Origin of the sequence: Mesorhizobium sp. M7D.F.Ca.US.004.01.2.1 (assembly GCF_003997785.1) — a bacterium.
GTDB classification, from domain to species: Bacteria; Pseudomonadota; Alphaproteobacteria; order Rhizobiales; family Rhizobiaceae; genus Mesorhizobium; species Mesorhizobium loti.
This window is the reverse complement of sequence record NZ_RZRQ01000391.1, coordinates 1-4,996: the sequence shown is the minus strand read 5'-3', so window position 1 is coordinate 4,996 and position 4,996 is coordinate 1. Positions and strand designations below refer to the sequence as shown.

9 protein-coding genes are annotated in these 4,996 nt (G+C 66.2%); 5 read left to right on the top strand and 4 right to left on the bottom strand.

The features are described from left to right. The 3 genes from EN993_RS37470 to EN993_RS31220 all read left to right on the top strand — a co-directional run. Nucleotides 1-239: hypothetical protein (locus EN993_RS37470; protein WP_206532444.1), on the top strand; the 239-nt coding region annotated here is incomplete at its 5' end. Beyond that, complete coding sequence (locus EN993_RS31225) at nucleotides 202-405, top strand: hypothetical protein (protein ID WP_127265693.1); 204 nt, start codon at nucleotides 202-204, stop codon at nucleotides 403-405. The genes EN993_RS37470 and EN993_RS31225, both read left to right, overlap by 38 nt. A 21-nt stretch (nucleotides 406-426) precedes the next feature. Then, the gene (locus EN993_RS31220) at nucleotides 427-1,176 is read left to right on the top strand and encodes a sulfite exporter TauE/SafE family protein (RefSeq protein ID WP_127265692.1); all 750 of its coding nucleotides are present in this window, start codon (nucleotides 427-429) and stop codon (nucleotides 1,174-1,176) included. 19 nt (nucleotides 1,177-1,195) lie between these two features. Here EN993_RS31220 and EN993_RS31215 read toward each other — a convergent pair whose 3' ends face one another. After that, on the bottom strand, nucleotides 1,196-1,645 hold the full coding sequence (locus EN993_RS31215) for a universal stress protein (protein ID WP_109660412.1): 450 nt from the start codon (nucleotides 1,643-1,645) through the stop codon (nucleotides 1,196-1,198). Nucleotides 1,646-1,850: 205 nt separating this feature from the next. Here EN993_RS31215 and EN993_RS31210 point away from each other — a divergent pair, with 205 nt between their 5' ends. Both EN993_RS31210 and EN993_RS31205 read left to right on the top strand, forming a co-directional pair. Beyond that, nucleotides 1,851-2,432, top strand: coding sequence for a histidine phosphatase family protein (locus EN993_RS31210; protein ID WP_109660414.1), 582 nt, complete (start codon nucleotides 1,851-1,853; stop codon nucleotides 2,430-2,432). 24 nt (nucleotides 2,433-2,456) lie between these two features. Further along, nucleotides 2,457-2,780 carry a hypothetical protein gene (locus EN993_RS31205; RefSeq protein ID WP_109660416.1) on the top strand — a complete coding sequence of 108 codons (324 nt, stop codon included), beginning with the start codon at nucleotides 2,457-2,459 and terminating at the stop codon, nucleotides 2,778-2,780. A gap of 57 nt (nucleotides 2,781-2,837) precedes the next feature. Here EN993_RS31205 and EN993_RS31200 read toward each other — a convergent pair whose 3' ends face one another. From EN993_RS31200 to EN993_RS31190, 3 genes are all read right to left on the bottom strand, one after another. Continuing rightward, nucleotides 2,838-3,239: a VOC family protein gene (locus EN993_RS31200; RefSeq protein ID WP_109660418.1), complete on the bottom strand. Its 402-nt coding sequence runs from the start codon at nucleotides 3,237-3,239 to the stop codon at nucleotides 2,838-2,840. Nucleotides 3,240-3,335: 96 nt separating this feature from the next. Beyond that, the gene (locus tag EN993_RS31195; protein WP_109660420.1) at nucleotides 3,336-4,388 is read right to left on the bottom strand and encodes an RNA polymerase subunit sigma-70; all 1,053 of its coding nucleotides are present in this window, start codon (nucleotides 4,386-4,388) and stop codon (nucleotides 3,336-3,338) included. Between the two features lie 42 nt (nucleotides 4,389-4,430). Then, on the bottom strand, nucleotides 4,431-4,996 hold a 566-nt coding region (locus EN993_RS31190), incomplete at its 5' end, for an SDR family oxidoreductase (RefSeq protein ID WP_127265691.1).

Below are 4,996 nucleotides of genomic sequence, written 5' to 3'. Positions count from 1 at the left end.
GTAATGCTGCCGCGTTCGGCCACCAGCAGGAACAGCCTGAGATCGACCAGATCGAAGCGCATTCTTTTGCTCCTGTGAAGATTCGGCGCCCCGGGGGAGGCGGTCGCCCTCCAGCCTTCGTCCTAGCCGAAGGCTGGCAGCGCAACTTCCACATTGTGATCGGCCGGGATGTTCGTCAAACAGTTTCGAAGGAGAAGTGTGATGAACGAACGAACATCAGGCCGGCTCGGCATTCTTGAAAGCACGGCGATTGCGTTGGCTGTTGCCGTGGCTGGCTTTGCCATGGCGCGCGCGGAGCCAGGCCTGCGGGGATGCGCGGCGACGGTCGCATCCACCAGCCGCGATGCCGCGCCGGCAAAGCCGACGCCAGAGGCCGACGCGACGGACATGCTGCTGCATGACTGATCCGGCCCTGAAGATACGATCATGCTGAGCGCCGGCGTCCTCGCCTGGATCGGCGCCGTCTTCCTCGCCGCCGGCTTCGTCAAGGGCGTGGTCGGCATGGGGTTGCCAACCGTGGCGATGGGCCTGCTGGCGGTGACGATGCCGCCGGCGCAGGCCGCTGCTTTGCTGTTGATCCCGTCGCTGGTCACCAATCTCTGGCAATTGCTGACCGGGCCATCCTTTGGCGGCCTGTGCAAGCGGCTGTGGACGATGATGGCCGGCGTGATGCTCGGCACCGTAGTCGGCGCCGGCCTGCTGACGGGCACGCATACGGGCGCGGCCTCGGCGGGGCTGGGAGTGGCGCTGGTGCTCTATGCAATCCTCGGCCTTGCCAAGGCCGGCTTCACCACGCCGGCGCGCCACGAGGCCTTGATGTCACCGCTGGTCGGCGTGGCGACCGGGCTGGTCACCGGCGCCACCGGCGTCTTCGTCATCCCGGCGGTGCCCTATCTGCAATCGCTGCGGCTCGAGAAAGAAGACCTGATCCAGGCGCTCGGCCTGTCCTTCACCGTGTCGGCGGCAGCGCTCGCCATCGGGCTGTTCAGGACCGGCGCCCTGGCATCGCCGAGCGCGCAACTGGCGGGGTCGATCCTGGCGTTGGCGCCGGCGCTGGCCGGGATGTTCGCCGGCCAGGCGCTGCGCCGGACAATGAGCGTCGAGACCTTCCGCACGGTGTTCTTCGCCGGGCTGCTGGCGCTGGGGGTGTATCTCGTGGGGGAGGTGGTGCTGTAGCCGTGCTTCGCAGCAGACCCTACCGCACCACCAGCACCGGGACCTCCGTGTAGGACAGCACTTCCGCCGTCTGGCTGCCCAGAAGCAGCTTGCCCAGTCCGCGGCGCCCATGCGAGGCCATCACGATCAGGTCGCAGCCCAGGGCCTGCGACAGCTCCAGGATGGCTTCGGCTGGCCGCTTGTCCTCGACATGCACGACCTCCGCGGAGACGCCGGCGGCGTCCGCCGACGCCTTGCTCTTGTCGAGAACCTCCTTGGCGTATTTGCGTGCTTCTTCCTGATAGGCGGCCAGTTCATCGCCAGCGGCATAGCCGGCCATGGCGCCTCCCCAGGCGAAGATCGGGAATTGTTCGGAGACGGTAACGAAGGTGATGGAGGCGCCGAGGCCCTTGGCCAGCGTCAGGCCGTGGGCAACGCCCTTGTCGGCCAGTTCCGATCCGTCCGTGGCAATAAGCAAATGTTTGTACATGATGACATGACCTGTTGTGCAAGGGCAAATGCCCTTGAGGGCGGGGAGCCTTGTGGAGGCTGACCTTGATATAGTTGCGGCATCGGGCTGATCACAGGGCCAGCCTGATGCGGATCAGGGCCAGGCGACCACGCAGTTTTGTACCAAGCGGATTCCCCTTTGCCGCATCGTCGCTTAAGGTGCCGGCGACATTGAAAGGCATCCCATGAGCAGCGCGTATCCCCAAATCCATCTGGTCCGGCATGGCGAGACGGCGTGGAGCCTTTCGGGGCAGCATACCGGCCGCACCGACATGCCGTTGACGCCGGCCGGCGAGGCCGCCGCGCGGGGTGTCGCCGAGCGGCTCAAGGGCCTGTCGTTTTCGGCGGTGTGGTCGAGCCCGTCGCAGCGCGCCTACAACACCAGCGTGCTGGCCGGCTTCGGCGCGCAGAGCGTCAAGAAGGACGATCTGCAGGAGTGGGACTACGGCGCCTATGAGGGGCTGACGACGAAACAGATCCTGGCCGAGCGGCCCGGCTGGAATGTGTTTCGCGATGGCTGTCCGAAGGGCGAGATGGCGGCCGATGTCGGCGCGCGCGCTGACAGGATTATCGGACAGCTTCGTGACGCTGGCGGCTCGATCCTGGTGTTTTCCAGCGCACATTTCCTGCGCGTGCTGGCGGCGCGCTGGATCGGCCTGCCGCCCGAGGGCGGCGCGCTGTTCGTGCTCGATACGGCCAGCATCAGCGTGCTTGGCTACGAGCATGATTTGAGCGAGCCGGTGGTTCGCAAATGGAACCAGAAATAGAACGGCTGAAAGCAGATCACGACCATGCATGACATTCAGCCGAGGCTGCTGCTTTCCGTGCAACGCGCGCTTCTGGGTGCCGTTTCGCCCAACCTTCGGGCGGTTATCTGCGGCTGGGCAGGCGTGGAGATCAAGCTCCGCTTTGTGTTTGACGGCGAGATCGCCGAAGAGAACCTTGACGATGTCCGCATCGTCGGAGCCGAAGTGGCCGCCGACTTTCCGGCACCATGGACCACCAGCGAAGATGTTGCTCGACTGGACTATCCCCACGACATACGCCCGGGCGCACTCGACCTTTGGGCATACCTGCGCAAGGAAAGCGTTGCGGCGACAGGAAATCCGTACTGAACCACCAGCTAGCGCCGATGGCCAGGTGCCTGCCGCCGATAGCCGGACGGCAACGCTTTATTTGTCGAACTTCCTGATCGCTTCGGCGGTTACCGGCGTGAAAAAATTGACCAGATTGCCATCCGGGTCGCGAAACAGCAGCGAGCGGTTGCCCCAGGGCATGGTGGTCGGCTTCTGCACCGTAACATCCCTGAGGAGGTCCGAGAGCCTGGCGAATTCCGCATCGACGTCGCCGACGCGGAATTCGAGGATGGCCGTGTGGTTGTCGGCAGGGCGGGCGATGTCGCCGCCGAACAGCATCAAGGTGCGCGTGCTGCCGATCGCCAGCGTGCAGGCCGGCGTCGCCAGTTCCGCGAAGTCTTCCGTGTACACCGTCACGGGCATGCCGGTGATCTCACCATAGAAGTGCACGAGACGCTGGACGTCTGACGTGATGATGCGGACTGAGACGAAATTCATCGCGTGGCTCCTTGATCGTTGAAGCCGTGGCCGGCTCCCAACCGATCTATAGGCCAGGCCTCCTGACAGCTTTCCGTCAGGAGAGGGGCGTAACGATCATTTGTTCGGCGCGGGCCAGACGGGCGGCAGGCCGAAGGCGGCGAACAGTTCGGCCGCGAGCGGGCCGACATAGACCGTCAGCGAGGCGATCCGGCCATCGGCCGGTTCGATGACATGCAGCGACTGCGCGCGCCATTCGGGTTCCCGATGGCGCCGGGCATAGACCGCAACGGCGGGCTGGCCGTTGGCCCTCGTCGCGACGGCATGGTAGCCGGCGAAATTGCCCCAGACGGTTTTGAAGAAATTGTGGATCGCCTCGCGCCCCTGATACCAGTCCAGCCATGGCGGCATGTGGTAGGTGGCGTCCTCGCGCAGCAGCTCGATGAAGCCGTCGAGATTGGCGGCCTGCCAGGCCTGCATGTAGCGTTCGAGCAGCAGGCTCTCTTCGCGATTGGGCCGCTCGCGCTGCAGGGGGCGTCCCTGCGGATAATGCATCGCCAGCGTCGCGCGGGCGCGTTGCAGGGCGCTGTTGATCGAGGCGGTCGTGCCGCCCAGCAAGTGCGCCGTCTCGAGCGCCGACCAGCCCAGCACGTCGCACAGAAGCAGCGCGGCGCGCTGCCTGGGCGGCAGAAGCTGGATCGCGGCGACGAAGGCAAGCTGCACGGCTTCGCGGGTCTCGTAGCGCGCGTCCGGGCCGGGCTCGCCGTCGACAAGATCCGGCAGTTCGGCGTCCGGGTACGGCTCCAGCCAGGAGAGCTCAGTGGCGGGCCCGCCAGCGGCGTGCCCCTCGGTCGGTGGCCGGCCGGGCTGCTCGAGAATGCGATGCGCTGACGACCTCGCCTTGATGGCGTTGAGGCAGCTGTTGGTGGCGATGGTGTAGAGCCAGCCGCGCGGCGAGCCGCGCCCGTCGAATTGCGAGCGGCCGCGCCATGCCCTGAGAAACGTCTCCTGCACGAGGTCGTCGGCCTCGTGCAGCGAGCCCATCATCCGGTAGCAATGCAGCTTGAGTTCGCGGCGGTGGGCCGTTGTCAGGCGCTCGAAGGCCAGACGATCGAGGACCGGCTGGCTTGTCCGGCCTTGGGGCTCAAGCGGGCCGGGAGCATCTGTCATAGTGAGCCTGCGGTGCTGATTTCGGCTGGCATCCTGCGCGCCTCATGCCGCCGCCGCAAGGCCGCTGCCGCTGACCGCGAAGGAGACGCCTGACAGCTTGCCGCCGGCGAGCGTGACCACGGCACGCCCGACATCGGCCGGCGTCTGCACGTCGGTCATGCTGGCGAGGAAATCCGACGGGCTGATGCCGAGATAGGCCGAGATGCCTTCGATGCCGCCCTGGCCGACGCCGGTGCCCGCCATGATGCGCATCGGTACCAGCGCCATGAAGCGCAGGCCAAGGCCCAGCCGGTCGGCTTCCTTCTGGCTATGGCCGGCAAGAAACATCTGCATGCGCTTGGCGCCGGAATAGCCGCCGGAATTCGGCGGCCCGCCGCTGAGTGCCGCGCCACTGGAGATCAGCACCACCCGGCTGCCCGGCTTCAGCCGGCCCTTGAGGGCCGCCTTGCAGAACAGGAACGACGCCTTGACGTCCATGTCCCAGTTTGCGGAAAAATCCTGCCAGCTCTGGTCCGGGATAGGCGCGGACGGGGCAAGCGCCCCGGCGCAGATCACCAGCACGTCCGGTTGCAAGGCGGCGAACACCGCATCGGGTGCCGTGCTGTCTC

Coding starts and splice junctions, on each gene's coding strand:
- EN993_RS31195 (WP_109660420.1), bottom strand. CDS start 4,388: ATGACAGATGCTCCCGGCCCGCTTGAGCCCCAAGGCCGGACAAGCCAG.
- EN993_RS31225 (WP_127265693.1), top strand. CDS start 202: ATGAACGAACGAACATCAGGCCGGCTCGGCATTCTTGAAAGCACGGCG.
- EN993_RS31210 (WP_109660414.1), top strand. CDS start 1,851: ATGAGCAGCGCGTATCCCCAAATCCATCTGGTCCGGCATGGCGAGACG.
- EN993_RS31205 (WP_109660416.1), top strand. CDS start 2,457: ATGCATGACATTCAGCCGAGGCTGCTGCTTTCCGTGCAACGCGCGCTT.
- EN993_RS31215 (WP_109660412.1), bottom strand. CDS start 1,645: ATGTACAAACATTTGCTTATTGCCACGGACGGATCGGAACTGGCCGAC.
- EN993_RS31220 (WP_127265692.1), top strand. CDS start 427: ATGCTGAGCGCCGGCGTCCTCGCCTGGATCGGCGCCGTCTTCCTCGCC.
- EN993_RS31200 (WP_109660418.1), bottom strand. CDS start 3,239: ATGAATTTCGTCTCAGTCCGCATCATCACGTCAGACGTCCAGCGTCTC.